General features: G+C 69.1%; 22 protein-coding genes and 1 pseudogene. 9 read left to right on the top strand and 14 right to left on the bottom strand.

Annotation, left to right across the window (positions count from 1 at the left end; genetic code table 11):
- Positions 1 to 37: 37 nt before the first annotated feature.
- Positions 38 to 3097, top strand: a pseudogene (locus GC106_RS49950) (alpha-(1->3)-arabinofuranosyltransferase); the annotation flags it as partial.
- Positions 3098 to 3976: 879 nt separating this feature from the next.
- Here GC106_RS49950 and GC106_RS47575 read toward each other — a convergent pair.
- On the bottom strand, positions 3977 to 5182 hold the full coding sequence (locus GC106_RS47575; protein WP_246365075.1) for a lipopolysaccharide biosynthesis protein: 1206 nt from the start codon (positions 5180 to 5182) through the stop codon (positions 3977 to 3979).
- A 296-nt stretch (positions 5183 to 5478) separates the two neighbouring features.
- Between GC106_RS47575 and GC106_RS07315 the strand changes: the two genes are divergently transcribed.
- Genes GC106_RS07315 through GC106_RS07325 form a run of 3 tightly spaced genes read left to right on the top strand, consistent with a single transcriptional unit; the run spans position 5479 to position 8057 of the window.
- Complete coding sequence (locus GC106_RS07315; protein WP_173125804.1) at positions 5479 to 7155, top strand: MmpA family trehalose lipid delivery protein; 1677 nt, start codon at positions 5479 to 5481, stop codon at positions 7153 to 7155.
- A 4-nt stretch (positions 7156 to 7159) separates the two neighbouring features.
- On the top strand, positions 7160 to 7327 hold the full coding sequence (locus GC106_RS07320; protein WP_173125806.1) for a hypothetical protein: 168 nt from the start codon (positions 7160 to 7162) through the stop codon (positions 7325 to 7327).
- Position 7328: 1 nt separating this feature from the next.
- Positions 7329 to 8057, top strand: coding sequence for a class I SAM-dependent methyltransferase (locus GC106_RS07325; protein ID WP_173125808.1), 729 nt, complete (start codon positions 7329 to 7331; stop codon positions 8055 to 8057).
- Here the strand turns inward: GC106_RS07325 and pgfA are convergent.
- Genes pgfA through GC106_RS07340 form a run of 3 tightly spaced genes read right to left on the bottom strand, consistent with a single transcriptional unit; the run spans position 8041 to position 10952 of the window.
- Positions 8041 to 9033 carry a cell envelope lipid trafficking protein PgfA gene (gene pgfA / locus GC106_RS07330; RefSeq protein ID WP_173125810.1) on the bottom strand — a complete coding sequence of 331 codons (993 nt, stop codon included), beginning with the start codon at positions 9031 to 9033 and terminating at the stop codon, positions 8041 to 8043. The two genes, GC106_RS07325 and pgfA, sit on opposite strands and share 17 nt — an antisense overlap.
- On the bottom strand, positions 9018 to 10157 hold the full coding sequence (locus GC106_RS07335; RefSeq protein ID WP_173125812.1) for a glycosyltransferase family 4 protein: 1140 nt from the start codon (positions 10155 to 10157) through the stop codon (positions 9018 to 9020). Before GC106_RS07335 ends, pgfA begins: the two co-directional genes overlap by 16 nt.
- 27 nt (positions 10158 to 10184) lie before the next feature.
- Positions 10185 to 10952, bottom strand: coding sequence for a glycosyltransferase (locus GC106_RS07340; protein ID WP_173125814.1), 768 nt, complete (start codon positions 10950 to 10952; stop codon positions 10185 to 10187).
- Positions 10953 to 11324: 372 nt separating this feature from the next.
- Here GC106_RS07340 and GC106_RS07345 point away from each other — a divergent pair, with 372 nt between their 5' ends.
- On the top strand, positions 11325 to 11711 hold the full coding sequence (locus tag GC106_RS07345; protein ID WP_173125816.1) for a YybH family protein: 387 nt from the start codon (positions 11325 to 11327) through the stop codon (positions 11709 to 11711).
- 52 nt (positions 11712 to 11763) lie between these two features.
- Here the strand turns inward: GC106_RS07345 and GC106_RS07350 are convergent, their stop codons facing one another.
- The 8 genes from GC106_RS07350 to GC106_RS07385 form a co-directional block, all read right to left on the bottom strand.
- A complete protein-coding gene (locus tag GC106_RS07350; protein WP_173125818.1) occupies positions 11764 to 13359 on the bottom strand; it encodes a monocarboxylic acid transporter in 1596 nt (531 codons plus the stop codon).
- 11 nt (positions 13360 to 13370) lie between these two features.
- Positions 13371 to 13715 carry a DUF485 domain-containing protein gene (locus GC106_RS07355; protein ID WP_173125820.1) on the bottom strand — a complete coding sequence of 115 codons (345 nt, stop codon included), beginning with the start codon at positions 13713 to 13715 and terminating at the stop codon, positions 13371 to 13373.
- A gap of 65 nt (positions 13716 to 13780) precedes the next feature.
- Complete coding sequence (locus GC106_RS07360) at positions 13781 to 15523, bottom strand: sodium/solute symporter (RefSeq protein WP_173125822.1); 1743 nt, start codon at positions 15521 to 15523, stop codon at positions 13781 to 13783.
- Positions 15520 to 15867, bottom strand: coding sequence for a hypothetical protein (locus GC106_RS07365; RefSeq protein WP_376777712.1), 348 nt, complete (start codon positions 15865 to 15867; stop codon positions 15520 to 15522). Before GC106_RS07365 ends, GC106_RS07360 begins: the two co-directional genes overlap by 4 nt.
- The gene (locus tag GC106_RS07370; protein ID WP_173126578.1) at positions 15867 to 16628 is read right to left on the bottom strand and encodes a LytR/AlgR family response regulator transcription factor; all 762 of its coding nucleotides are present in this window, start codon (positions 16626 to 16628) and stop codon (positions 15867 to 15869) included. The genes GC106_RS07365 and GC106_RS07370 overlap by 1 nt, the downstream gene beginning before the upstream one ends.
- Entirely contained in the window at positions 16628 to 17698 is a 1071-nt protein-coding gene (locus tag GC106_RS07375) for a sensor histidine kinase (protein ID WP_173125824.1), read from the bottom strand. Before GC106_RS07375 ends, GC106_RS07370 begins: the two co-directional genes overlap by 1 nt.
- Before the next feature lie 55 nt (positions 17699 to 17753).
- Complete coding sequence (locus GC106_RS07380; protein WP_173125826.1) at positions 17754 to 18875, bottom strand: PP2C family protein-serine/threonine phosphatase; 1122 nt, start codon at positions 18873 to 18875, stop codon at positions 17754 to 17756.
- Positions 18875 to 19672: an alpha/beta fold hydrolase gene (locus GC106_RS07385; RefSeq protein ID WP_173125828.1), complete on the bottom strand. Its 798-nt coding sequence runs from the start codon at positions 19670 to 19672 to the stop codon at positions 18875 to 18877. The genes GC106_RS07380 and GC106_RS07385 overlap by 1 nt, the downstream gene beginning before the upstream one ends.
- Positions 19673 to 19751: 79 nt before the next feature.
- Between GC106_RS07385 and GC106_RS07390 the strand changes: the two genes are divergently transcribed.
- The gene (locus tag GC106_RS07390; RefSeq protein WP_246365077.1) at positions 19752 to 20336 is read left to right on the top strand and encodes a 3-keto-disaccharide hydrolase; all 585 of its coding nucleotides are present in this window, start codon (positions 19752 to 19754) and stop codon (positions 20334 to 20336) included.
- Between the two features lie 24 nt (positions 20337 to 20360).
- The gene (locus GC106_RS07395; RefSeq protein ID WP_173125832.1) at positions 20361 to 21227 is read left to right on the top strand and encodes a class I tRNA ligase family protein; all 867 of its coding nucleotides are present in this window, start codon (positions 20361 to 20363) and stop codon (positions 21225 to 21227) included.
- Between the two features lie 61 nt (positions 21228 to 21288).
- On the opposite strand, the gene GC106_RS07400 is transcribed toward GC106_RS07395, so the two are convergent.
- On the bottom strand, positions 21289 to 22017 hold the full coding sequence (locus GC106_RS07400) for a FadR/GntR family transcriptional regulator (RefSeq protein ID WP_312872515.1): 729 nt from the start codon (positions 22015 to 22017) through the stop codon (positions 21289 to 21291).
- A gap of 64 nt (positions 22018 to 22081) precedes the next feature.
- On the opposite strand from GC106_RS07400, the gene GC106_RS07405 reads away from it, so the two are divergent.
- On the top strand, positions 22082 to 23044 hold the full coding sequence (locus GC106_RS07405) for a magnesium transporter CorA family protein (RefSeq protein WP_173125834.1): 963 nt from the start codon (positions 22082 to 22084) through the stop codon (positions 23042 to 23044).
- A 3-nt stretch (positions 23045 to 23047) separates the two neighbouring features.
- Here the strand turns inward: GC106_RS07405 and GC106_RS49235 are convergent, their stop codons facing one another.
- Complete coding sequence (locus GC106_RS49235; RefSeq protein ID WP_173125835.1) at positions 23048 to 25261, bottom strand: CLIPPER-2 domain-containing protein; 2214 nt, start codon at positions 25259 to 25261, stop codon at positions 23048 to 23050.
- Between the two features lie 151 nt (positions 25262 to 25412).
- On the opposite strand from GC106_RS49235, the gene GC106_RS07415 reads away from it, so the two are divergent.
- The gene (locus GC106_RS07415) at positions 25413 to 26156 is read left to right on the top strand and encodes a bestrophin-like domain (RefSeq protein WP_173125836.1); all 744 of its coding nucleotides are present in this window, start codon (positions 25413 to 25415) and stop codon (positions 26154 to 26156) included.
- Positions 26157 to 26338: the final 182 nt, after the last annotated feature.

The raw sequence follows: 26338 nt of genomic DNA on the forward strand, positions 1-26338 counted from the left end.
CGTGCCGACCAAGCTGCGGAGCCCCACCCCCTGGGTGATGCTCGGCCTCACCCTGGTCTCGTTCCTGCAGCGGCCCGGCCGGACCACTTTCGACACCAAGCTCGACCTCGCGGTCGACCCGCTCGCGTTCCTCGGCCGCGCACTGCATCTGTGGAATCCGGAGGCGACCGGCGGCGAGCTGCAGAACCAGGCGTACGGCTACCTCTTCCCGATGGGGCCGTACTTCGCGGCGTGCCAGCTGCTCGGAGTCCCGCCGTGGATCGCACAGCGGCTGTGGTGCGCCTTGTTGCTGTGCCTGGCGTTCTACGGTGTTCTGGCCATCGCGCGCACGCTGAGGATCGGGAATCAGCCCGCGCAGTACACCGGTGCGGTGGCGTACGCGCTCGCGCCGCGCATGCTCACCGAGATCGGCCCGCTGTCCGCGGAGATGCTCGCGCCGACGATGTTGCCGTGGGTGCTTCTCCCGCTGGTCAAGGCGAACCGAATCGGTTCACCCAGACGCGCCGCCGGTCTGTCCGGGCTCGCCGTGCTGTGCATCGGCGGCATCAACGGCGCCGTCGTGATCCTGGTGCTGGTGCTGCCCGCTTTGTGGCTGCTCACCAGGGAATGGACGAGGCAGCACGGCAAACTGGTGCTCTGGTGGATCGGTTCGGTCACGGCGGCCGTGCTCTGGTGGTTCCTGCCGCTGACACTGCTCGGCCAGTACAGCCTGCCGTTCGTCGACTACGTCGAATCGGCCACGAACACCACGTCGCCGATGTCGCTGTTCCAGGCGATGCGCGGGACCAACCAGTGGGTGGCCTACGTCGTGCAAGGCAGTCCGTGGTGGCCGTCGGGCTTCATGCTGGTCGACAACCCGGTGCTGATGCTGGCGACCGGACTGGTCGCGGCGATCGGCCTGGCCGGTCTGGTCCGGCGAGGGCTGCCCGAACGCCGGTTCATCACGATCGGCGTGATCACCACGGTCACGTTCCTGACCATCGGTTACGTCGGCTCGCTGGACAGCCCGTTGTCCGAGACCGTCCGGCAGTTGCTCGACGGCCCGCTCGCGCCGTTGCGCAACGTGCACAAGTTCGAACCCGGGTTGCGCCTGCCGTTGATGCTGGCGTTCATGCACGCGGTGTCCCGGCTCGGCGAGGCGCGGGCGCCGGCCCGGGCCAGGCTGTCCGCCGGTATCGCGCTGGTGCTCGTGATGGCCGCGCCGGCATGGCTTTTCACGCTCCGTCCCGGTCCCGGCTGGACGGACGTGCCGGGCTACTGGCGCCAGGCGATGACGTGGCTGGGCGAGAACGATCCCCAGGCCCGCACGCTTCTGGTGCCCGGCACGGGGTTCGGCGAGTACACGTGGGGCAGGACGGTCGACGAACCCGCGCAAGCGCTCGCTCGGTCACCGTGGGCGTTGCGCAGCCAGATCCCGTTGGGGTCCGAGGGCAACACCCGGATCATGGACGCGGTCGAGGACGTGTTGGCCGACGGCCGCGGTTCGGCGGGCCTGGCCGACTTCCTGGCCCGGTCTGGGCACAGATTCCTGTTGCTGCGCAACGACATCGACCGGGCGGCCACGGGCGCGCCGCCGGTCACGATGATGCGCGACGCGCTGGCCCGCTCGCCGGGGATCGACCGCGTCATGACGTTCGGCCCGGACGTCGCCGCGCGTGACCAGGCCGGTGTGGCCTCGGTGGACCTGGACGCGCCGCCGGGCAAGGCGATCGAGATCTACGAGGTCAAGCGGCCGGTCGCGCGGGCGGTGGCGACCAACCTGACCGATGTCGCGACCGTGAGCGGCGGCCCGGAGTCGTTGTTGCCGCTGCTGGATTCCGGTGTGCTGGCGCGGGACCGGCCGACCGTGCTGGCCGGTGACAGCACCGCACCGACCGGCCAGGACTGGTTGGTGACCGACGGGCTGCGGCACCGGGAGCGCAACGTCGGCCGGGCGCGGGACAACCTGAGCCAGACGCTGGCCGCGGATGAGGAACCGCGGCAGAGCCGGCCGGCGACCGACATCCTGCCGTTCCATGGTCTGGAGCATCAGACAGTCGCGGCGTACCGCGGTATCCGCGGGGTGACAGCGTCCACTTCGGCCGGTTACGCGGACTCGGTCCGCCCGTCGGACCCGTCGTCGATGCCGTTCGCCGCGGTCGACGGTGATCCGTACTCCGCCTGGCAGTCCTCGACGATCTTCGGCCCGGCCGGGCAATGGCTGGAGGTCGACCTCGACACGCCTCGCGTGGTCGAGCAGGTGGAGATGCGGATCGTGGACGACGAACGGGTCGGCTGGCCGGTCGCGCGGATCCGGATCGCGACGGATTCGGGGTCGCGGGACCACGACGTGGCCCGGGGCGGTGCGCCGCAGAAGTTCACCGTGGCGCCGGGGCTGACCAGCAAGGTGCGGGTGACGGTGCTGTCGGTGGCGGCCGGCCGGGACACCGGCGGTGTCGGTATCGCCGAACTCGCCGTGCCCGGGGTGACCGCGCAGCGCGCCTTGCAGGTGCCGACGGACTTCGCGCCGAATCCCGGCCAGCGAGCCAGTTTCGTGTTCACCCGGGGGCCTCAGCCGCGTTACGCCTGTGCCGCGATGCAACGGGAACAGCGCTGCGATTCTGCGCTGACCAGGCTCGGTGAGGAGCCGGACGGCATCCATCGGCTGTTCCGTACGCGCGAGGCGGGCAACTATCGTCTCGAAGGGACAGTCCTGCCCGCGGCCGGCGGGAAGATCCCGATCGCCTCGGCGGCCACCGGATCCACCCAGCTGGCCGGTGACCCGGCCGCAGCGCCGCTCGCCGCGGTCGACGGCAACGCGGGGACGACGTGGATCGCCGACTACACCGACGAGACACCGACGCTGCAACTGGCCTGGCAGGGTGCCAGGACTGTCACCGGGCTCCGGCTGACGACCTCGGCCACGTCGGGCGCTTCCCGGCCGGCCGAGGTGGTGGTCAGGACACCGGCGGGCAACCGCACGGCACAGGTCTTCTCGGACGGCTCGGTGACGTTCGCCCCGGTGACCACCGACCGGCTGACCGTCCAGATCACCAGGACCGAAGCCCCGGCCGGCCGGGTGCCGGGTCCCGCGGGCATCAGCGAGGTCAAGATCACCGGCGCGGAGGGCGTGTTTCCGCCGATCCCGCAGGACACCCGGTTCACCGTGCCGTGCGGCTTCGGCCCGCCGGTCACCGTCGACGGAACCACTTACCAGACAACGGTTTCCGGGACGCTGTCGGACATCGTCAACCACCGGCCGCTGGCGTTGGGCACGTGCCGCGATCTCGCCGAGGGTATCGATCTGCCCGCGCGGGACCATGAGCTGCGCACGGAACGGTCGGAATCCTTCGTGGTGCAGGACGTCCGGCTGTTGCCGAACACTCCCGCGGCCCCGGCCGCCCGGCAACGGCCGGTGGACGTCGTCGAATGGAACGTCACCCAGCGGGAACTGCGGGTCGGCGCGGGTGAGACCGCGGTGATCAGCGTCCCGGAGAACGCGAACGACGGCTGGGTGGCCACAGTGGACGGCAAGCCGCTCGCCCGTACGCGGATCGACGGCTGGCAACAGGCATGGGTTCTCCCGGCGGGCGCCGAGGCGACGGTCAGCCTGCGGTTCGAGCCGGACGTGCCCTACCGGCAACGGTTACTGATCGGCGCCGTGGCGGCGGGCCTGCTGCTGGTGATCACGGTCCTGCCGGTGCGGCGCCGGGTGCGGATCAGCACCGAGCCGGGCGGCGAACAGTGGGTCGCGGTGACACTCGTGGTGTTGCTGGCCGCGCTGGGCGGGATTCTCGCGGTGGTCCTGCTCATCGCCAGCCTGCTGGTGCAGGCGGTGTTCCGGCGTAAGGTGCTGGTCTCCGGAATTCTCGCTGTCGGCGGCATGGCGGTGGCGACGGTCGTCTCGGTCATCGGCCGGTTGCAGGGCGAGGGCCAGGCGTGGGCGTACGGACCCGTCGCGCAGGCGGCGATCCTGGTGTCGCTGGCGACCGTGGTGTCAGCGTGTGTCGACTGGTTCGATCCGCGCCCGGAACTCGATGAGGGCACCGAAGCAGGCCAGGGCGGCGGTCGCGGCAACGGCGCCCGAGACGACCTGCGTCAGCGACCCGTGCCACCACCCCAGCACCACCGTGATCTCGGTGGCCACGGCCAGCCACGTCAGCAGGGTCGACCGCCGGTCCGCGCTGGCGATGCGGGAGTACAGCAGGAGCTGCACCAACGAGAGCAACGACCCGACCAACGCGAACGGCCACACGGGAATGGAGCTGGAGGCGTACGCCGCTCCCCCGATCAACGCCACGACCGTCGGTCCTAGGACGGCGCAGCCGATCACGACCAGGGAGTCGACCGCGGCGACGATCGCCAGGGCCTTGGGCACCAGCCTGCGCCGGACTTCCTCGTCGGCCAGCTTCGGCAGGACGACGACCGCGATCGCGTACGGCAGCCAGTAGGCGATCTTCGTGACGACTGAGCCGACCGCGTACTCACCTGCCTGGTGGGCCGGGAGGCTGTGCCGCGCCAGCACCAGGTCCAGGTTCACCAGGAGCACCAGGGCCAGCAGGGCCTGGACCGCGTGCAGGACTTCGGTGACGTGACCGGTTCCCCGGCGGCCCGGCAGCGGCCTGCCGCAGATCAGCCAGCCCGAGAGGGCCACCGTGGACGCCCCGATCGCGGCCCCCGCGAAGGCTCCCGCCGGGGTGCGGAAGACGACCAGGCCGGTGAGGGTCCCGCCGACGCGGCCGACGCCTTCGAGCGCGATCAGCCTGGCCATCAGGCCGAACCGTTCGGTGCCCTGCAGGATTCCGTAGCAGAGTCCGACGAGGGTGATCGGTGCCAGTGCCAAGGCCAGGAAGATGACCGTCCACGGGGTGGTGATGTGCAACAGGGCCATCAGCAGGGGCGAGGCGGCGAGCGCGGTTGCCGCGATGGTGCCGCTGGTCAGCAGGCCCAGCGTGACGAGCCGGCCCCGGTCCTGCTCCGGGTGTTTGGCGACCTTGAGGGCGACCACGGTCTGCAGCCCCATGGCGGGCACCGCCCCGATCACCAGGACCGCTGTGAGGGAACCGAATTCGCCGAAGGTCGCCGGGGGCAGCAGGCGGGCCGCGATCACCGTCATCAGGTAGCTCGCCATGTTCGTGCCCGCGAACGCCACGGCCACGTACAACGCGTCCGTCCGAGTCCTGGCTGACAGGCCGCTGGCCATGGACTCCCCTTTGCTACCGGCGGGTAGTACTCCGGGGACTATAACTCCCGGGACGCGTGCACGCCGGGTACCTGTTCTGGCGTACATGGCTTCTTGTGCCGGGCGCCAACGGCCTCATCGCAACCGATGGCGGTGCTTCCGGTTGGTCTTCCAGCGTTCCGGCAAGATGTCCCGCCGACGGGCAGGCCGCCGAGAGCCTTCGTCCCTCGCTGTTCGTTGCCGGTTCGACATCTGGGGGCGCGTGTCCCTGGCCGATAATGGATCGCCTCAGTGGCGGGTTGGAGAGAGTGGGTGGGATGCGGCGGTATGCGGTGCCCGGCGTGTCCGCCGTGCTCGCGCTCCTCGTGCTCATGCCGGTGCTCGGGCGCGGTTTTGTTCTGAACTACGACATGGTTTTCGCGCCGCGTCAGCCGCTTGTTCCCGACAGCCTCGGCCTGGGGACGTCGGTGGCCAGGTCCGTGCCCGCGGACGCGGTGATGGCTGTGCTCACGTCCGTCGTTCCCGGTGACGTCCTGCAGAAGGTCATTCTGTTTCTGATCCTCTTTCTGGGGTCCTGGGGCGCGGGCAGGCTCGTCCCCACCGAGTCCGAGGCCGTCCGGGTGGTCGCGGCCGTCTGGTATGGGTGGAGTGCATATCTGGCTGAGCGGTTGCTCATGGGGCATTGGGCATTGCTTGTCGCGTATGCCTGTCTGCCCTGGGTCGCCGCCGCGGCCCTGGCCATGCGGCGTACGGAGCCGCGGGCGTTCGCGAAGGTCATCGTGGCGTGCGCACCAGCGTGCATTACGCCGACCGGCGGCCTGCTCGCCGTTGTGCTGGCCGTGGTGTGTGCGGGCAAGCAAGCGTTTGTCATCACCGTGCCGGCCGCCGTCCTGCTGAACCTGCCGTGGATTCTCCCGTCCGTCCTGCGGCCCGGCGGAACACTGTCCAGTCCGGACGGTGTGGACGCGTTCGCCGCGCGGGCCGAGAACTGGGCGACCCCGGTGCTGAGCGTGCTCGGCACGGGCGGCATCTGGAACGCGGAGGTCACGCCGGACAGCCGGGCCATGCCGCTGATTCCGGTCTTTGTCCTGTTCTCCCTGGTGGTCGCGTTCGTGGGGTTGCGTTCTCTCGCGGCCCGTTGGGGTTTGGCGCCCACCTTGTCGTTGGTCCTGCTCGGGGTGGCCGGTGTGGTGCTCGCGGTGTTCACGACGTTGCCGGGCGGCGATGACGTGATGCGGTGGGCGGTCACGCACATTCCTGGTGCCGGGCTGCTGCGGGACTCGCAGAAATGGGTGGCGTGGTGGGCTTTGCCGTTGGCGGCCGGGTTCGCGCTGGGCGTCCAGGCGGCCAGCAAGTATCTGTCCAACCAGGCCGGTCTGATCGTCGTCGCCACGCTCATGCCCGTTTTGACCATGCCGGATCTGGCCTGGGGCGCGTTCCAGCGACTGGAGACGGTGAAGTATCCCGCCGACTGGCAGGAGGTCCGTTCCCTGCTCGGCGAGGACCAGCAGTCGGGCGACGTGCTGACGTTGCCGTTGTCGGCGTTCCGGCAGTTCCCGTGGAACGACAACCGGACGCAACTGGACCCGGCGCCAAGGATTCTGCCGCGCACCACCGTGATCGACGACGTCGTCGCGGTCAACGGCCGTCCCGTCGCAGGTGAGGACCGGCGCGTCGCGGAGATTCGCCGGACGGTGGAGACCAACGGCAACCTCGCCACGCTCGGCATCGGGTGGGTCCTGGTGGAACACCGCACTCCGGGCCGGGTCGACCCGGCCGTGCTCGAGCGGCTGCGGCTCGAGTACACCGGTCCGTGGCTGAGCCTGTACCGGGTGCCGGGAATGATCGCGCGGTCCCCGGCAGGCGCGCCGGCTTTGCCCGTGGTGGCAGCGGATTGCGTGGTTCTGGCCATGATCGGCGGCGCGCTATTGTGGCTTGTGTTACCAGCCGGTAGATTCATTCGGCGAAGCCGGTCACGAACAGCCGAGGAGTGAACGCGTGAGCACACTGATCGCTGCGATCATTGTCGTGGTCGCCGGCCTTGGCCTCGCCACCGGCGGAGTGTACGTCCTGGTGGAGAACACCAAGCCGGACAGCAACATCCAGTTCGAGAACGCGCCCGCACCGAACAACACCGGCGGCGTTGTCAACTACGGCACCAAGTAGCGTGTCCCGCACCGCGACGCTGGACCGTTCTGTCCGCCTGTTCAAGGCATTCCGCGACGAACAGACCGATCGCGACACGTTCTACCGGCTGCTGGCCGGCGATTCGGTCCGGCAGGTCGGCGAGTTCGCCCCGCTTGACGGGCGCACCCTGCTGGATGTCGGTGGCGGGCCTGGGTATTTCGCCGACGCGTTCCGCGCCGCGGGCGCCTGGTACCTCGGTCTGGACCCGGACGTCGGCGAACTGTCCGCCCGGGGCGGTCACCCGTCGGGCATGATCCGGGCCAGTGGCACGCAGTTGCCTGTTCGAACCGGCTCAGTGGACGTCTGCTATTCGTCGAACGTGCTGGAACACGTGGACAAGCCGCGCAGGATGCTCGACGAGATGGTGCGGGTGACCAGGCCCGGTGGCACCGTGTTCCTGTCGTTCACGCCGTGGTTCTCGCCGTGGGGCGGCCATGAGACGTCGCCGTGGCACTTCTTCGGCGGGCACTACGCCCGGCGGCGCTTCCGGGCCAGGACCGGTCACGAGCCCAAGAACGCCTTCGGGGAAAGCCTTTTCGCCGTGTCCATCGGCCAGGCACTGCGCTGGGCGCGCACTCACCCGGACGCCACGCTGGAACGCGCACTGCCCCGCTACCACCCGTGGTGGGCGGCGTGGATCGTGCGCGTTCCCGGTCTTCGTGAGGTGGCGTCCTGGAACCTGGTGCTGGTGCTCAGAAAGAATGCCTAGGCCGCTGCCTTCCGGTCACCAGCAACAGGATTCCCACCAGCAGTGCCACGCCGCCGACGATCCAGAGGATCACCGGCAGGCCGGTGAGCAGCCACATTTGGGACGAGTTCTCCTTGGCCGTGGCGACGTTCTTGGCCACGGTGTCCTTGGTGAGCTCCATGGTGCCGTCGAACACCGTCGTACCCTGCCCCGGGCCTTCGTCCAGGGTGCGCAGTTCCTGCTTGCTCCACTGCTTGGCCTTGATCACCGCGCCGGTGACCGGTTCGATCCACAGTGTCCGGTCGACCTCGTAGTACAGGCCCGCCCGCACGGTCGGTTCGGGCTTGCCGATCAGGGAACCGGGCACGGCCCGGGTGTCGATCTGGGTGGCGGGCGCGGTCTGCCGGAAGCGGTAGACCTCGACGCCGTCGATCTCCTCCTCGCCGTCGAACTTCGCGTCGATCGTCGTGCCCAGCGAGAGGTCGTACCACTTGTACGTCTCTTTCCGGGTGTCGAACGGGAACTTGAAGTTCAGGCCGGGGAACTGCGGGGCGCCGCCCGCGGCCTTCTCCCGGTTGCCCTTCTCCTTCTCCAGGTAGCCGTTGGAGCACGGCGCCACCGCCTGGGCGGTGAACCGGTCAAGGCAGAGCTGGCGGACGGTGCCGTTGACCACGAGCTTGGTGCTGTCGTCCCGGACCTCGCTGGCCTCGTTCCACGTCACGACATCACCGTTGGGCTTGGACTCCGGTGCGCGCAGGTCACCAGACACGTAGGTCCTCGACGTCAGGTTGAGGCCGCGGCGGATCTCCGGCCGGGCGGTCGGTCCCTCCGGGACGTAGACCAGCGCGGTGACGCCACTGCCCTGCGCGACCGACATGGTGTCCGGATTCTGGGGGATCTTCGCCAAAGCCGGGTACGCGTAGAACCGCAGCAGCAAACCACCGGCGATACAGAACACGCCCAACCCGATGAGGGTCAGGCTCACAGCGCGTCGCACAGGTCCTCCTGGGGAGCTGGACCGCGGGCACGGCCCGGGTGGGAACTGTAAAGCAGATCCGTGACCACGGCCACGAACCGATGTCCGCTTGAGGTCCAGTCGAAGCGGGCGGCCCAGTCCCGGCACGCCTTCGCCACGATCCGTGCCTCGTGGGGCCTGCTCAGCAAGGTCAGCGCGTCGTGCACCGCGCCGCGCACGTCGTCCGTTTTGGTGACCAGCCATCCTGTTTCGCCGTGCCGCACTGAATCGCACAAGCCGTCGACCCGGCGGCACACGGTCGGTACTCCGTGCGCCGCGGCCTCGATCACCGACAGGCCCCAGCCTTCGCCGTCGGACAGCGTCACGTTGAGCCAGGAATCCCGCAGCAGAGCGCTTTTTGTCTCGTCGTCGACAAATCCGTGCACCACGACGGCATCGCCGAACCGGGCGGCTGCCGTGCGCAGGGCCGTTTCCTCGGGTCCTGTCCCGATCACGTGCAGCCGCAGGGAAGGCCAGTCCGCCAGCATCCCGCCGGCGATGTCGATCAGCCGGTCGACCCGCTTGTGCGTGACCAGCCTGCCGAGGCACACGATCGACGGGTGCACCGAACGGTCGTGCCCGACGTCGGCTGGCTGGTCCATTCCGTTGTGCACCACCACGATCGGCCCGCGCCAGGCGAGGCGTTCGCGCATCGCCCGGACAGTGGACTCGGACACCGCGACGGTCGTCGCGCGCCGGTAGACCCGGCGCGCGGCCGGGCCTTCCAGCCAGCGCCCGATCCTGGCCAGCCACGGCGGGAAGTGCACGGCGAACTGCGCGTCGTGCACGTGGTGCATCACCAGCACGACCTGGGTCCGCCGGGAGACCACGAGCGGGCTGAAGAACGGGATGCCGTTCTGGCAGTCCACCACGACGTCGACGCGTCTTCGGTTGCGGAGCAACCACAACAATGCCCAGAGGTAGACGGTCCACCGGCCGCCACGGCGAACCGTCGTCGCGTCACCCGAGGTCTGTCCCTTGCCGCGTGCGGTGAGGAACGTGACCGAGGCGCCGGCCGCGGTCATCGCGCCGGCCATTCGCGCGGCGTATTCCTCGGCGCCGCCCGCGAGCGGATGTCCGCGGTCCCGCCAGTTCACCAACACCACTCGCGCTCCGTTGAGCGGTGGTACCACTCAGGCCACCTCCGCGATCGGTGTGGTGACCGGACGAGCTTCCGGCACGGCCGCGGGATGGTCCGGTTCGGCGAGGACGGAGCGCATCCGGGCCAGCGCCGAGAAACTCCGGTATCCGTCCCGCACCGGGTGGAAGGTCGATCCCGGCACGTCCCGCCAGCACACCGGCAGTTCGAAGATCACCGCGCCGATCCGCTGTGCCCGTGCGAGAAGCTCGACGTCGAACGCGAAACCGAAGGTGCGCAACGGCCGGAACACCGCGTCGGCTGTCCGGCGATCGAAGAACTTGTAGCCGCACTGGGTGTCGCCCACTCCGGGCACAAAACCGTTCGCCACCTGGCGGAACACCCACGCGCCTGCCTGCCGCACCAAGCTGTGCCGGGCCTTGACGATCGAGCTCGGGTGCGCGCGTGACCCGACGACCACGTTCACTCCCGCGCCGAGCTGCGTCAGAGTCGGTTCCAGCGCCGCCATGTCGGTCGCCAGATCGGCATCGCAGAAACCGACGTAAGGACTGTCGGACTGCAGCACACCCGCCCGCACCGCGGCGCCTTTTCCCAGTTGCGCACAGTGCACGAGACGGATTGGGATCGCTCCCAATTGGTGGGCCCGGACAATGTCGACGCTGCGATCCGTGCTGGCATTGTCGACGACGACAATCTCCGCGCTCCTGGTGATACCGGCCAACGCCTCGGTGAGCCCGCGCAACGTGCCAGGCAGCCGGGACTCCTCATTGCGCACCGGCACGACAATGGAAAGCAGTGTCATGACGGATCGGCTCCTGATTTGGGCACGGCTAAACCGGTGAGGCGTCGCAAGAGTCCTCCCGTGAACGTGAGGCAGATCGCAGGGCCGCGAAGTTACCCAACGGTAGTTCTCCGGAAATAGAATGCTACTGTGATCCACGTCACAGCAATTTCGCATTCCTGGGGCAAGCCGCGGCACTGACCCGTCCGGCCCTGCGGGATTGACCCGGAAGGGCTAGGCGGACCGCGTGTACTGTTCCCGGGAACAAACGCCCGGGCGAGACTTTGTCCGGCGGCCCGCTGAATCGATGCCCCACCATGCGGAGGCTTGCCCGCCACCGCCCGCCCGGGTATGTGAGGGGCGAATAGCCCGTCGCGGTATGCTGTGTGAGTCATGACAGCAGCTCATGACGTCCGACTGACCATTCAGTCCTTTGTGGACGCGTTCAATCGCGGTGACTCCGCCGCGCTCGACGAGATGTTCGAAGAGCAGGGCGTCGTCGTCCCCGCGCCAGGTCAGCCGATGACCGGTGACGCGCGCCGGGCCGCCCAGAAACACCTGCTCGGCTTCGGATCGCCGATGCGGGCCGAACCACGGGACATCTACGTGGCGGGCGACGTCGCCCTTGTCCTGATGGAGTGGTCCATGCGGGGCACGACGCCGGACGGCCACGAGATCGACATGGGCGGCACGGCCACCGACATCTTCCGGCGCGGCGAGGACGGCCGATGGCGTTACCTCATCGACAACCCGTTCGGGACGGTGCCGCCAAGCTCCTGAAACGCCGAGAGGGCCGTCACCAACGCGACGGCCCTCTCGTTCCAGTCCCTGCCTAGTGCGCGACCGCCTTCTCGGCGCCCGCGCCGGTCAGCGCACGCACCTCCATCTCGGCGTACTTGTCGTCGTCCCGCTCCTTCGACAGGACCGTGCCCAGCCAGCCGAGGATGAACGAGACCGGGATGGACACGATGCCCGGGTTGGCCAGCGGGAAAAGGTCGAAGTCCGCGGTCGGGAACATCGCGGTGGCGTTGCCGGACACCGCGGGTGAGAACACGATCAGCACGAGGCAGACCGCCAGGCCGCCGTAGATGCTCCACAACGCGCCCGAGGTGTTGAACCGCTTCCAGAACAGCGAGTACAGGATCGTCGGCAGGTTCGCCGAGGCGGCCACCGCGAACGCCAGCGCGACGAGGAACGCGATGTTCTGGCCGTTGGCGAAGATGCCGCCGACGATCGCGACCGCGCCGATCACCAGCGCGGTGATCCGGGCGACCTTGACCTCCTTGGCCGGATCGGCCTCGCCCTTCTTGATCACGTTGGCGTACACGTCATGGGCGAACGACGCCGAGGCTGTGATCGTCAGCCCCGCGACCACAGCCAGGATCGTCGCGAACGCGACCGCGGCGATGAACCCGAGCAGCACCGGCCCGCCCAGGGCCTGGGCCAGCAGCGGTGCCGCGGAGTTGGCCTTGCCCGGTGCCGCGTTGATCGCCTCCGGACCGACGATCGCGCCGGCGCCGTAGCCGAGGACCAGGGTGAACAGGTAGAAGATGCCGATCAGCCAGATCGCCCAGACCACCGAGCGACGGGCCTCCTTGGCCGTGGGCACGGTGTAGAAGCGCATCAGGATGTGCGGCAGACCCGCGGTTCCGAGCACCAGGGCCAGTGCCAGCGAGACGAAGTCGAGCTGGGTCAGGCCGGTCTTGCCGTACTGCTTGCCCGGGTCGAGAACGGCCGCGCCGGCCTTGTCGACCGCGCCCTGCAGCAGCGACGAGAGGTTGAAGCCGTACCTGCCGAGCACCCACAGGGTGATCGCGGCGGCACCGGTGATCAGCAGGGCGGCCTTGATGATCTGCACCCACGTGGTGCCCTTCATGCCGCCGATCAGCACGTACACGATCATGATCACGCCGACCACGGCGATCACCACGGCCTGGCCGGTCTTGCTCGTGATGCCCAGCAGCAGCGCGACCAGACCGCCCGCGCCGGCCATCTGGGCGAGCAGGTAGAAGAACGACACCGCCAGCGTGGACGTTGCCGCCGCGGCCCGCACCGGGCGCTGACGCATCCGGAACGCCAGCACGTCGCCCATCGTGTACTTGCCGGTGTTCCGCAGTAACTCCGCGACCAGCAGCAGCGCCACCAGCCACGCGACCAGGAAGCCGATGGAGTACAGGAAGCCGTCGTAGCCGTTCAGTGCGATCGCGCCGGCGATGCCGAGGAACGACGCGGCCGACAGGTAGTCACCGGAGATGGCGATACCGTTCTGCGGCCCGGTGAAGGCGCGACCGGCGGCGTAGTAGTCGGCGGCCGTGCGGGAGTTCTTGCTGGCACGGAAAACCACGACCAGGGTGACGACGACGAACGCCGCGAAGATCGAGATGTTCAGCGCCGGGTTGGAACCCGACACACTCTGTGCCAAATCCATCTGGGCCGGCCTCATTCGTCGCCTCCCTCGATCCGCTCACGGATCTTCTCCGCTTCCGGGTCGAGCTTCTTGTTGGCGTAACGCACGTACAACATGGTGATCGCGAAGGTCGACACGAACTGCAGCAGACCGAGGATCAGCGCGACGTTGACGTTGCCGAACACCTTGGTGGACATGAAGCCGTGCGCGTAGTCGGCCAGCAGCACGTACACCAGGTACCAGACCAGGAACAGCCCGGTCATCGGGAAAACGAAACGACGTAACCTGCGCCTCAGTTCGACGAAATCGGGACTGGCCTGAACCTCTGCCCAGTCGGGGGCGTCCGGCGGCCGGGTGTCAGGCTCGGTGGTACTCACGCGACCTCCCTGTCACGGCATGTGTTCCGCGACACCTTAGGAGCGTGATCAGCGCACCTGACCGGTCATCGGACAAACCGCCGAACCATGCGACGAACGGTTGACGAACGGTCGAGACCGAAGGCCGAGTGGCCTGGGTCACGGTCCTGTTCCGGCAAATGGAGTCTCAGCATCGCCGTGGTGGTCCAGGGCGGTGGCCTGCCGAACAACGAGACCACGACCATGGTCCCGAACGCGAGCGGAACCGACCAGGGCGCGGGCTGTGCCACCAGGATCGCCGGCCAGCCGTGCACGGGCGGCCCGAACAGCGTCATCGCGATCGCGCCCGCGGTGGCGAGCAAACCCACTGCCACACCGGCGATCGCGCCCGGCGCGGTGAGCCGCGACCACCAGATGCCCAGCACCAGCAACGGGCTGAACGTCGACGCGGCGACGGTGAATCCCCATGTCACCAGGACTCCCGCGTCCAGCCGGGCGGCGGGCAACGCCAGCAGCACGACCACGGCCGCGGCCAGGAACACCGTGACGCGCAGCTGCCGCAGGCCGCCCGCCAGCAGGTCGTGGGAGATCGCGCCGGACACCACGAGCAGCAATCCCAGTGAGGTGGCCAGGAACGCGGCGAACGCGCCCGCGGTCAGTAACGCGGTGAACGTGTCTCCCCACACTCCGTTATCCACTTGGGACGGTAGTGCGACGACTGCCGTATCCGTCGCGCCCGTCAGGTACAGCTGCGGTACCAACACTCGGCCGAGTACCCCGTAGATGCCGGGGAACAGGTAGAAGGCGCTGAGCAGAACTACTGTCAGCGCGGCGGTGCGGCGCGCGGCGCGTCCGTCCGGGCTGGTGTGGAACCGCATGAGCACGTGCGGGAGGCCCATCGTGCCGAGCATCGTGGCCAGCAGCACGGCCCACGTGCCCAGCAACGGATATCCCTCGCCCTGCACGTCGATCAGCGGTCGTTCCCAGCCGGGCCCGCCGGGTGGTGTCTGGCCCCGGACACCGGGAACCGGTGCGCCCTGGGGAAAAATGTACTCACTGCCCGCCGGTACGTGAAATTCCCCAACAGGCACGGGGATCTGTCCGCCCGCGGGTGTCCGGACGGTGGCCGGTTCGGTGACGTCCAACGTGACCGCGGCGCGGAACGTCACCGAGGTGTCGTGCCGGAAATGCGTGAACTCCACCGGACGCACGGCTTCTCCGCGAATGTCCGGCCCGACGCTGAGCAGCAGCCAGATCGCGGGAATGATGAACAGCACCAGTTTCAGGCAGAACTGGAAAGCCTGCACATAGGTGGCCGCGCGCATGCCGCCGAGCGCGAGCGTCACGGCGACCACGACGCCGGCGATCACCACACCGACCCAGTACTGCGATCCGCTGACGACGCTGAGCACCAGCCCGGCCGTGCGGAACTGCGGCACCAGATAAAGCCCGCCGATCACCAGGATCGCGATCGCCGCCAGCCGCCGCAGCGGCGGCGAGGCCAATCTGGCCTCGGCGAAATCCGGCACGGTCAACGCGCCCGACCGCCGCATCGGCGCGGCGACCAGTGCCAGCATCGCGATGTATCCGGCGGTGAATCCGACCGGATACCACAACGCGCCGACACCGTCCTTGACGACCAGTCCGGCCACGCCGAGGAAAGACGCCGCGGAAAGGTACTCCCCCGACACCGCGGCCGAGTTCAGCAGCGGCGACACCCGGCGGGACGCGACGAGGAAGTCCGAGGTGGTGCGCATCGCGGCGACACCGCGCAGGCCGATCAGCAGCGTGATCAGCACGACCGGTGTCACCGCGAGGGCGGCGATCACGCCCGGTCCTCCGGCTTTTCCGCGCGCCGCAGCTGCCAGACGGCGAGGAACACCATCGCCGGGAACGGAACCAGCACGACCGCGAGCCAGGAGACCGGGATTCCGAGCAGCCGCAGGGAATCCAGTTCCGGCCACAGGGCGAACACCAGGGGCAGTAACAGCACCAGCGCGAACAGCCAGGCGACGGCGACCATCGCGCGGCGGCGCTGGATCCGGAAGATCCGTTGGGCCCGTTCGGCGTCGGCCGGATCGAGCACGGGAACACGCCACCGCCCGCGGGATCGCCTGCGCGCGTGGGCGAGCCTCGTCTGCGGACTGGTCACCGCGACCCTGCGATGCGGCATCAGGACCGCCGGTCCGGCTCGCCCCGCTGGTTGAGCTCGCCGCGCTGGGCGGCGGCGAGCAACCGCTCGCGCAGCTCCCGGGAATGCCTGCGGGACACCGGGACGTCCCCGGCGTCGGTGTGCGCCAGCAGTCCGCCGGCCGAGTCGCTGCGCAGTTCCCGCACGGAACCCAGTGCCAGCAGGAAACCGCGGTGCACCCGGAGGAAACCCGCGCTCTCCCAGTACTCCTGCAGCCGGGAGATCGGCATCCGGACCAGGTGCGAGCCGGCCCTGGTGTACAGCCGGACGTAATCTCCTTGTGCCTCAACGAAATACACTTCGCTGCGGCGCACGTAGTGCGTCCGGCCCGCGGTTTCCACCGGCAGCGCGGACATCGCGTCCAGCTTCGGCGCGGGTTCGGTGCGCCTGCTGACCCGGGCGAGTGTGTCCGCGAGCCGTTCCGCGCGCAGCGGTTTGAGCAGGTAGTCGACCGCGCCGATGCCGAACGCGGCGACCGCGTGTTCCTCGTGCGCGGTCACGAACACGATCGCGGGCGGGTCGCTGAGCTTGCGCAGCAACGAGGCCAGCTCGAGGCCGTCCAGGCCCGGCATGGAGATGTCCAGGAACACCGCGCCGAAGTCGCCACTGTGGATCATTTTCAGCGCGGTGATCGGGTCGGCCGCGCCGACCACCTCGTCGACTTCCGGCGCGTCGCGCAGCATCCGGACCAGTTCGTCCAGCGCGGCGGGTACGTCGTCGACGGCCAGCACGGTCAGCCCCATCACGGCATCACCCCGGGCTGGAACATCGGCACCCGCACGACCACCCGCGTTCCCGCGCCCGGCGCGGTCTCCACCACCAGCCCGAACCAGGACCCGTAGACGTTGCGCAGCCGACGGTCCACATTGGTCAGCCCGACGCTGTCGCCCTTGCCCAGCCCGGCCAGGATCCGTTCGGCGGCGACCGGATCCATGCCCACTCCGTCGTCCTCAATGCTGATCACGCAGTCCGACCCCTCGGCTTCGCCCCGTACCTGCACCAACCCCGGCTCCGGCCGCGGCTCGATCCCGTGCCGCACCGCGTTCTCCACCAGCGGCTGCAACACCAGGTACGGGATCGCGACCGCGAGCACCTCCGGCGCCACCCGGATCTGTACCCGAAGCCTGTCGCCGAGCACGGCCCGCTGCAACGCCAAATAGGTCTCAATCGCATGAAACTCGTCGGCGACGGTCGTGTAGTCGCCGTGCCTGGCCAGGCTGTAGCGCGTGTAGTCGGCGAAATCCAGCATCAGCTCGCGGGAACGGTCCGGGTCGGACTTGACCAGGGAGGCGATCACGGTGAGCGCGTTGTAGACGAAGTGCGGTGAGATTTCCGCCCGCAACGCGCGAAGCTCCGCCTGCGCCGCCTGGTCGGCCATGGCCTCCAGCCGGTTGCGTTCCAGTGCGTCGCTGATCCAGTCGGCGGCCTCCCGCACCGGCGACATCCGGCTCGCGCCCGCGACCACCAGTACTCCCGCCAGTTCGTCGCGGGCGTGCAGCGGCAGCGCCACCGTCGGCAGCCTGCCTGCCTTGGTCTCCTGGTGCAGGACGTCCTCGACCAGGGCCATCACATCCGCTCCGGTCGGCGCCTGCCCGACCCACTCCAGGCGCCCGGACAGGTCCGCCAGCCCGATCCCGTCGGCCTCGAGCAGCCTGCGGATGCCGCGGGCGGCCGCGCGCACGCGTGGGCCGGACAGCCCGCCGGCCAGGTCGCCCGCGACCCGCCTGGCCACGCCGAGCGTCACCAGCCCCCCGCGTTCGCGCCGCAGCGACCGCCAGGACCTGGCGGGTTCCGGGCCGGGCAGCACGGACATCGGGGCTCCATCGGATCGGCGAATCAGGCCTGAGATCTTACGTCGGCATGCCTGATCAGGCCGGGGGAACACTGAGCGCGAGCAGGGCGGTGTCGTCGTCCAGCCCTTCGCCGAACCCGGCCAGCAACCGGGTGAGCTCCTCGACGAGCGCAGGCGCTGTCGTCAGCTCCCGGGTGAGGACGTACTCGCGCAGGGCCTGCTCGTTGTAGCGGCCGTGTGCCGTGCGTGCCTCGGTGAGGCCGTCGGTGTACAGCAGCAGCGTGTCCCCTGGGCGCAGGCGCAGGTCGATGCTGGCGAAGTGGGCGTCACGCAGCGGCCCTACCAGCTGCCCGCCGGGGATGTGCTGGTACTCGGCGCTGCCGTCGGCGCTGATCAGCAACGCGGGCGGATGACCGCCGGTCGCCATCGTGACCGCGAATCCGTCGCCGTCGGGAACGAGCAACCCGGTGAGGACCGTGGCGAACCGCCGATCAGCGCCCGCGTACTCGCGGTTGAGCACGGCGTTCAGGTCGCGCAGTACGGCCACCGGGTCGGGGTTGTGCACGGCGGACGCGCGCATGGTGTATCTGGTCAGGGAGGTCACGACCGCCGCGGCCGCGCCCTTGCCGCTGACGTCGCCCAGGAAGAACGCCCACCGGTCGTCGGCCAGCGGGAACAGGTCGTAGAAGTCGCCGCCGACCTGGTCGGTGGAGGCCGGGTGGTAGTGGCTCGCGATCCGCAGCCCCGGCACGTCGGCCAGTGACGGCGGCAGCAGCGTCTGCTGGAGTGTGCCGGCCAGCCGCTCGGCCTGCCTGCGTGCCCTGAGCAGCTCCTGCTCGTAGGTACGGCGGTCGCGGGCGTCGAACACGACCGTGCGGATCACCTTGGTGTCCTTGACCGTCGAGCTGACCAGGACCGGCAGCTTCGCCCCGTCCGCGGCTCGCAGCTCCAGCGCGATGCCGCTGATGGAGCCCTGCATCGCCAGCAACGGCGCGTAGTGCGTCTCGTGGTAGATCCTGCCGCCGACGGTCAGCAGGTCGGCGAAGCGCCTGCGGCCGACGAGGTCGTCACGGGTGTACCCGAGCCAGGTCAGGAGCGTGCCGTTGATCCTGATGATCGTGCCGTCCGGCAACGTCGAGACGTAACCGCACGGCGCGTTCTCGTAGAGGTCCTCGGCGTCCTGCTCGAGCCCGGACATCACGACTCCACGAAGCCGGCTATCGCCTCGGCTGTCGCTTCCGGCGCGCTCAGCTGCGGGCAGTGCCCGGTGGCGTCCAGTGTCACCAGGCGGCAGCCGGGGATCTGGTCGCAGACGTACCGGCCGACCTCGGGCGGGGCGATGACGTCCTGCGCGCACTCGATCGCCAGGGTCGGCACGGGCACTTTGGGCAGGTCGGCGCGGTTGTCGGCGAGGAACGTGGTGCGCGCGAACACGCGCGCGATCGCCGGGTCGGTCCGGCAGAACGCGTTCTGCAGTTCCCTGCCCAGCTCGGGCCGGTCCGGGTTGCCCATGATCACCGGGGCCATCGCCGCCGACCAGCCGAGGTAGTTGCTCTCCAGCGACTCCAGCAGCTCGTCGATGTCGGCTTGGCTGAAGCCGCCGCGGTAGTCGCCGTCGTCGACGTACCGCGGCGAGGGCGTGACCAGGACCAGTTTGGCGAACCGGTCCGGTTCGGCGATCGTGGCCAGCACGCCGACCATGGCGCTGACCGAATGCCCGACGAAGACGACGTCCCGCAGGTCCAGCGCCCGGCAGATCTCCAGCACGTCCTCGGCGTACCCGTCCAGCCGGGAGTACCGCTGTGGCCGCCACGCTGTGAGGTCGGACCGGCCCGAGCCGACGTAGTCGAACAGCACGACCCGGAACCGCTCGGCCAGGATCGGCGTGACCAGCCGCCACAGGTTCTGGTCGCAGCCGAAACCGTGCGCGAGCAGAAGTGCCGGACCGTCTTCGCGGCCGGTGACGACGACGTTGTTCCGGGTGCGCACGTCCATAGGTCACCATCCTGGCATGGTCAAGGTCACCGGGCGGGATCAAAGCCGTGGGCCCGCTCGTCCCGTACCGTTCCTCGTGATGCGTCACGTTCTCCTGGTTATGGCGGTGCTCCTCGCTGCCTGCGGTTCCGGCCCGCTCCACCTGTACGAGGAGTCGACGGTCGGCTGGGCGCAGGCCGGGCCGGGCGGGTTCGTCAACCGTGACGGCGTGCTCACCTCGTTCGGCGGGATGGGCTTGTTCTGGTACTCGGCGCGGGAGTTCCGGTCGTACTCGCTGAAGCTCGACTGGCGGGTGACCGGCGACGGCAACTCCGGTGTGTTCATCGGCTTCCCGGCCAGCTCGGACCCGCTGTCCGCGGTCGAGAACGGCTACGAGGTGCAGATCGACGCCAGTGACGTGCCGGAACGGACCACGGGCGCGATCTACGGTGTCCAGTCCGCGGACATCGCGGCCCGGGACGCCGCGGTGCGGCCGCCGGGGCAGTGGAACACCTTCGAGCTGATCGTGTCCGGTGAACGGGTGCGGGTGCTGCTGAACGGCGTGCAGATCAACGACTTCACCAACACCGACCCGGTGCGGTCGCTGGCTTCGGGGCACGTGGGCCTGCAGAACCACGGTCCGCACGACGAGGTCTCGTTCCGGGACATCAGCCTGACCGGCTGACGCCGGGAGTGCTACGTTCCCGTGATGTCGCGGGTTTACGTGACCACCACGTCGGACGCCTCGGCGGCCGAACTCGTGTACGCCGACGTGCTGGCGCGTCATCACCGCATGGCGGGTGCGCGCGTGTGGTTCCTCGGCGGCGGTGATCCGTCGTTCCGGGCGTTGCTTGACTTGTCCTACAACGCGTTCGACGCTTCGCCGAACGAGTTGAGCCGGTATCTGACGAGCCTGGGGCCGTCGCACTACCGGCGCTGGTGGGCCGACAGCGACGAACGCGTGCACGTCATCGGCAAGTCCGCCGTGCCGCGGCATGCGGTGACGTGGCCCCAGATCCTGCTTCGTGCCGACGCTCCGCTGCCCACAACGATCTTCGTGCACGCCGGTGTCCCCCTGCCGGCTGTCAGTTCCCTGGCTCACCGTTACGGATCCGACGCGGTGCGCTGGTGGCTGCTGCGCGATCCGGACCTGACGGCGGATCGGCTGGTCTTTCTGGCCAACAGGGATCTCCACCGGCGGCTGGGCAGCCTGGTCGACCGCGTGACGGTGCTGGTTCACCGGTACCGCAACGGCGAGCCGCCCTCCGGCGGCACATGGCCTTCGGTGTCGTCCGAGGTGCGCTCCGCCTTGGCCGCGTACGATTTCACGGCCGCGATTGACGCCGTCTGGCGGATCGTCGACGACGCGACGGCCTATCTGGACACCCATCGTCCGTGGGAACTGCCGGATTCGTTGGACGCCGTGCTGGCTCCATTGCTGGCGGCGTGCCGTTTGCTGGCCAACGAGCTCGTCCCGTTCCTGCCCGGCCTGGCGACCCGGATCGCCGAGCAGTGCTTCGGCCTGTCCGGGTCACTGGCCCCGCTCAGAGCCCTGTACCCGCGCGTCCGGAAATGAGCCGGAGCGCTCCGGACGCCCGCGCGGTCGACGACGGTGGTCCCGCGGGACCTGACGCGGCTCAGTCCGTGAGCCGCTGCTGACGCGTGACCTGGGCGATGCGGACGTCCAGGTTGCGGAAGTGCTCGGCCATCGCCATCTCCGCCCGTGCCACGTCACGTTCGCGCAAGGCCGTGACGATGGCGCGGTGGCGTTTCACCGTCTCCGGCGGGTCCGGGTCGGTGACGCCAAGGCGGTGGTTCACCCGCTGGTACACGCTCCAGAATGCCCTGAGCAACTGCGTGACCAGCGCGTTGTCCAGTGAGCGGTACAGCAGCTCGTGGAACTCCATGTCCTCGTCGGCGAACGTGGCGCCCTCGGCCGCGCGGGCGCTCATCCGCTCCAGCACGTCGTCGAGCGCGTCGAGGTCCGCGTCGGGGATCGTCGGCGTGACCCGCCGGATCAACGCCTCCTCCAGCGCCTCCCGGACCTCGACGATCTCCTCGAGCGACCGCAGGTCGTTGCGCAGGCCGTGCAGGACGCGGAACGTCAGCCCGTCGGCCAGCGGCTCCAGCGACAGGCCGCCGACGTAGGTGCCGTGGCCGTGCCGGATGTCGACGATGTCCAGTGCCTGCAGGCCCTTGAGCGCCTCGCGGATGGAGTTGCGGCTCACGCCGAGCGCCTCGACCAGTTCGGTCTCGGTCGGCAGCGGATCGCCCGTGCGCAGCCCGCGCTGCAGGATGAGCGTGGAGATCTCCTCGCGGATGGCTCGGCCCAGCCGGGTCGAGAGCTTGTGCGGCTGGTCGTTCACGGCGCTCCTGCCAGTTCGTCCCACGTCCTACCAACCTTACCGGTGCCGACTACTGTTGGTGGTCATGACGCGTTCGCGGGTTTACCGGGAGGGCCGGCTGGAGTCCGAGGACTTCCCGCCCGGCCGCCTGACGGCCACCCTCGCCGACCCCGGCACGGTGGTGTGGGTCGACCTGGCCGCGCCGGACGAGGACGATCTCGCGCGGCTCACCGAGGCGCTCGAGCTGCACCCGCTGGCCGTGGAGGACGCCGTCCAGCAGCATCAACGGCCGAAGTTCAGCCACTACCCCGGGCACGGGCTGGTGATCTGCCACGCCGTCGAGGCGGACGACTCCGGCGAGCTGATCGCCCACGAGCTGGCGGTGATCGTGGCCGAGCAGACCGTGGTGACGGTGCGCAAGGACCCCGGTTTCGACATGGACAAGGTCGTCGAGCGCTGGGACAGCGGGACCATGGTCGACGGCGTGGGCTACCTGCTGCACGGCATCCTGGACTACGTCGCCGACTCGTACCTCGACGTGGCGCAGCTGCTCGACGACCGGGTCGAGGCGCTGGAGGACGAGGTGTTCACCCAGCCGCCGAACTCGTTGGCGGTGCAGCGGGAGTCGTTGTCGCTGCACAAGAGCGTCGGCGGGTTGCGCCGCAAGGTGACGCCCATGCGTGAGGTGATCGCGCCGCTGCTGCGGCCGGACAACCCGATCTACGACGAACGCATGCGGCCGTACTTCCAGGACGTGCTCGACCACGTGATCTGGGCGTCCGAGCAGGTCGAGTCGTTGCGGGACCTGGTCGCCACGATCAGGGACACCCAGCTCAACCTGCAGGGCAACCGGATGAACCTGATCATGAAGAAGGTCACCAGCTGGGCGGCGATCATCGCGGTGCCGACCGCGATCACCGGGTTCTACGGCCAGAACCTGCCGGTGCCCGGCTTCGAGCGGGTGTGGGGCTTCTGGCTGTCCACTGTGGTCATCGCGGTGACGTCGATCGCGCTCTACGCGACCTTCAAACGCAAGGACTGGTTGTAGGTGTCACTTCTTCGGCCGGGCGGTCGCACTGATCACTCCGATGGTGACGAACGTGGTGATCGCGGCGAGCCCGGCGACGTACACGGCGACCGGCGCGTTGCGCAGGGGCTTCGACTCGGCGGCTTCCCTCACCGCCGGTGAGTCCGCCCGTGATTCCGCCGGTGACAGCGCCGGTGGTTCCCCCGGTCGTTCCCGCGGTCGTTCCCCCGGTGGTTCCGGCGTGGGCTCCACCAAGGACACCACCACGGCTGATGTGAGGCTGATCGTGTCCTGCCGTATCTCGGCCAGCTGTCCACTGACGACCGGTGTGGCCGTGACCGTCAGCGATGTCGTGAACCGTTGCCGCATCACGACCGAGCACGAGTACTCCACGGTCTGCTGCGGCGCGAGCTCGCCGATGTCACGTGCGCACGCCGCCGGTGTGCCGGTCACTTTGACGGCGCGGAGCGGGAGCGATGTCGGGTTGCGTAGGGTCACCGTGAAGGTGACCGTCTCGCCCGCGCGTGCCGCACGGGTGTTGGGGCGGACGGTGAACTCGATACGTGGGTGGATCACCGTGAACGTGGCGTTGGCGTTCGCCGACACCTTCTTGCCGGCTCTGTCCGTGCCACTGACCGTCACTTCGTTGGTGAAGCCGTCATCCCCCGCGTTGACCGAGCATCGCAGCGTCTCCGACTGGCCGGACGCCAGCGTTCCGGCGTCCGCCCGGTCGCAGGCCTGCACTTGCTTGTCGTCGACGGTGACGCCGGACAGCGCCGTGTCGCCGGTGTTGCGCAGTTCGATGGTGTAGCCGACCGTTTGGCCACTGAGGACGATGTCGGGCACGGCGGTCTTGGTCACGGTGATCCCGGGCCGGAGGACTTCGAGGAAGGTCGTGGCGGATCCGGCGAGCCGGTCGTCGATCAGACTGCGGCCGGTGACCTGGGCGGCCGGCTTCACGTCGTCTTCGGGGGCCGGTCGCGTGCAGCTGTACGTCGCCTGCTGTCCCGCCTCCAGCCGCGCGATGTCCTGTTCGCAGGCCGATCCGATCCCGGCTTGGACCCGGATGTCCACCGCGGGCGCACTACCCGTGTTGGTGACCATCACCGATTGGGTGACGTGGTCACCCGGATGTGCCACGTCCTTGTCCATCGACGTCGACACCTGCAGTTCCGGGCGCCCGGACGACGCCACGACGTTCGCGACCAGATAGGCGTCCTGGCTGCTGGTGAACGCCAGGTCCGCGCCGGTGTCGCCCGCTGCGGGCAGGCCGTTCTCCAGGTCGACGGTCCGCGCGTCCACGCTCATGTTGTTGGCTTTGGCGGGGTCGAGCGGCCCGTTCGCGCCGGACACGAAGAAGTTGCCGGACCGCCCGGCGTCGCGGCCGTTGACCAGGAACCGGTCGCCGGAGACGGCCCAGTCGCCCTCGAACCCGGTGACGCCGACGCGGGTGAGCCCACCGGCGGACCTGATCGACGGCATCCGGGCCTCCGCCCGCGCCTTGCCGGTCAGCACCCGGGTGTGGGCGTCGAACACGGTGATCTGCTTGCGGCCCGGCGCCTCCCGGTGCGGCGAGTCGAACGTCCAGACGCCGGTCAGCGACCACCCGCCGAAGCAGTCGAACCCTTGGGGCGTCCAGACGTTGCCGACGGTGACGACCGAAGAGCCGGTGATCCCGCGGAACTGGCCGGTGACGTCGGCGTAGGCGCTGTAGAACTGGTGGTTCGTGGGCGTCAGGTCTTCGGGCGCGTCCTCTGTGTACCGTTCAGGCGCGACCAGGCCGCCGCGGTCGTTCACCTTCAGCGACACCTGCTGCTGCTTGGGCGATCCGGGCGGGCGCGCGGGACCGCGTCCACACGGGACGGTGGCGGGCCCGCCGGTGTTGCCCGCCCAGGTCAGCTTGGCGTACGCGATCCGCGCGCCTGGCGGGATCGTCAGCCGCGCACTCGACGAGTTGTACGTGGCCGGGTCGGCGTCGACGTCGGCCCATGTCATCGGGTGACCGTTGTTCTGCGCGGAAGGCCCTGTCCCGATCTGGTTCTGCGCGTCGTGGCACGCCTTCACCGGATGGTGTCCCGGATGGCTGGGACACGCGGTGACCGTGTTGCCGATGACCACGAAGTCGCCGTACACGGTCTGGTCGAAGTTGACGGGCAGCACAGGCGATGCGGCGGCCGAGGTCACCGGCGCCGACAGGAAGAGCAACGACGTCGCACCGAGCAGGCCCCATACGCGCACTTGTGCCTCCATGGGTGGATACCTGAACTTTAGGTGAAGTTCTCGACGAATCGCCAGACTGTTCACTCCTCTCGGTGTATTTGGGGGCCACGCTTGGCGATGCCCGCCACGCTGTGTCAACCATGGTGTCGTGCCGGGCTACGCATACCTCTTGGTCGTTGCAGCGATGGTGGTCACGGCGGTCGTCATGATGGTGGCGGGTCGCCGGAAACGCGCGAAGGAAGGCACGTACAACGGTGAAGCGCTCGGTTTCGTCGGCGGCGTGCTCAACGCACTGTTCATTGTGGTCCTCGCGTTCTACACGGTGATCACCTGGACGGAGGCGGACACGACCGAACAGCACGCCGAGGCCGAGGCGGCCAGCCTGGTCGAAATCTATTGGCAGGTCGCCAAATCCCCGCAGCCGGAACGCGACCAGGTCCGCGCGCTGGTGAAGGAGTACACGACGGAAGTCGTGGACCGGGAATGGGCGATGCTGGACGAGAGGAAGGCCGACGAGAAGGCCGACGACCTGCTTGTCGCGCTGCGCGCGGAGATCGGCAACCTGCCGTCCGAATCGGACACCGATCTGGCGGTCCGCGACCAGGCCCTGCAGAACGTGCGGACAGCGGCGGACCAACGCCGGGCGAGGATCGAGCAGGCGACCGGGAGCAGTGCGCTGCTGACCCTGTTGTTGTGGGGCACCATCATCGGCGGGTTCACGATGGTCGCCTTCCCGCTGCTGGTCGGCTTCAGCGCGGACCTGCGGCACGTGCTGAGCCTGGTGTTCCTCGCCGGGATCCTGGCGTTCACGGTGTACTTCGCGGTCGAACTCGACCAGCCCTTCCACGGCCTGATCAAAGTGGAACCCGACTCGTTCAGGAACGCACTGGCCGAGTTCAACCGCATCCCCTGACCTGTCGTACCCGCCTGACAACCCCGCACAAGCCCTGACCTGTCGTACCCGGCAAGTACCTTGGCTTGACAGGGGAACCATCGATGTCGGGATTTGACGCCGGGAAGGCGGCTCGCCGCGGAAGGCACCCAACCGCCAGCCAAGCCGCGCGCATTCCCGCCACACACCCCACCGCACACATT

The sequence above is a fragment of the Kibdelosporangium persicum genome, assembly GCF_013280595.1.
GTDB lineage: Bacteria > Actinomycetota > Actinomycetes > Mycobacteriales > Pseudonocardiaceae > Kibdelosporangium > Kibdelosporangium persicum.